This is a genomic window from Mesorhizobium sp. M1A.F.Ca.IN.022.07.1.1 (assembly GCF_003997575.1).
In the GTDB taxonomy this organism is placed as follows: domain Bacteria; phylum Pseudomonadota; class Alphaproteobacteria; order Rhizobiales; family Rhizobiaceae; genus Mesorhizobium.
Genome location: NZ_RZST01000609.1, coordinates 1 through 1,528 on the forward strand (window position 1 = coordinate 1; position 1,528 = coordinate 1,528).

Consider the following 1,528-nt stretch of genomic DNA (forward strand, 5'->3'; position numbering starts at 1 on the left):
CGCCGCGTTCGGCAACTGGGTCGAGAAAATGATCGACCATCGCAGCCAGCTGATCGACGGTCTCGGCCGACGCAACGTCAGGCAGCGGCGGCCTGCGCACCATGATCACCTCGATGCCGAGCGCGCGCGCCGCGGCGATCTTGCCGTAGGTCGCCTCGCCGCCGCTGTTCTTCGAAACGACGGTATCGATGGCGTATTTTTCAAGCAGCGCGCGCTCGTCCGCTTCGGGGAACGGCCCGCGCGCCAGAAGGTAAACTGCGTCAGGCACAGCCAGCTTTGGCTCGATCGGGTCGACGCTGCGAATGAGATAGCGATGCTGCGGAGCGGCCTCGAACGCGCCGGCTTCCTGCCGGCCGATCGCCAGCAAGACTCGTCGCGGCGCCGTGCCAAGCGCCTTGGCCGCTTCAGCGACGCTCTCCACGAAAGTCCAGCGATCACCCGCGACAGGCTCCCAGCCGGCACGCCGCAGCGCAACCATCGGCACGCGGGTTTGCCTGGCCGCCTCAGCGGCATTGGCCGACATACGGGCCGCGTAAGGATGCGTGGCGTCGACCACCAGATCGACCTGTTCCCGATGGAGGTAGGCGGCCAATCCCTCCATGCCGCCAAAGCCGCCGCTACGCATGGGGACGCCTTGCGCCATGGGGCTTTCGGTGCGGCCGGCGAGCGACAGCGTGATCGAGAAATCCTTCCGGCGAGCCAGCTTGCCCGCCAGCTGCCGGGCCTCCGTGGTTCCGCCGAGAATCAGAATACGGTGGGTCATCATGCCTGCTGAGGGTTCGCGCGCTGCCAAGCCGGTCGCAAGATGGCTGACCATCGTCGGCATCGGCGAGGACGGTGTAGCGGGTCTGGGCGACGAGGCCAAGCGCAGGATCGCCGAGGCCGAAGTCATCTTTGGCGGCAAGCGGCACCTCGCGCTCGTCTCAGACTTGGCCAAGGGCAAGGCGCGACCGTGGCCGACGCCGTTCGATGCCGAGATGCATGATGTGCTGGCGCTCGAAGGCAGAAGCGTCTGCGTGGTGGCTTCCGGCGACCCGTTCTTCCACGGCGTCGGCGTCACGCTCGCGCGCAAAGTGAAACCGGATGAGATGCTCGTCCTGCCGGCGCCGTCATCGCTGTCGCTAGCCGCCTCCCGTCTCGGTTGGGCGCTGCAGGATGTCGAAACCATCTCGTTGCATGGCCACTCGATCGACCTCCTCCGCCCCCTGCTCCACCCCGGCGCACGTATCCTTGCGCTCACATCCGACAGCGACGCGCCGGTCGCCATCGCCGCGCTGCTCGACGAACTCGGCTTCGGTCCGTCGCGGTTGACGGTTCTCGAAGCGCTTGGCGGCCAGGGCGAAACGCGCCACGCTGCCCGCGCCGACGCCTTCGATCTCAAAAACATCAATCCGCTCAACGTGCTGGCGCTCGAAATAGAATCGACTCCGGATGCGCGCATCCTGCCTTTGACCGTCGGCCTTGCCGATCATCTGTTCGAGCATGACGGCCAGATCACCAAGCGCGAGATCCGCGCCATGACGCTGTC

Annotated in this window: 2 protein-coding genes; one reads left to right on the forward strand and one right to left on the reverse strand. The window is 66.6% G+C overall.

Annotated features, from left to right (window positions below; genetic code table 11):
- Positions 1-763 (reverse strand): cobalt-precorrin-6A reductase (locus tag EOA75_RS32715; protein ID WP_127326127.1); only part of this gene is annotated, 763 nt, incomplete at its 3' end.
- A gap of 1 nt (position 764) precedes the next feature.
- On the opposite strand from EOA75_RS32715, the gene cbiE reads away from it, so the two are divergent.
- Positions 765-1,528 (forward strand): precorrin-6y C5,15-methyltransferase (decarboxylating) subunit CbiE (gene cbiE / locus EOA75_RS32720; protein ID WP_127326128.1); only part of this gene is annotated, 764 nt, incomplete at its 3' end.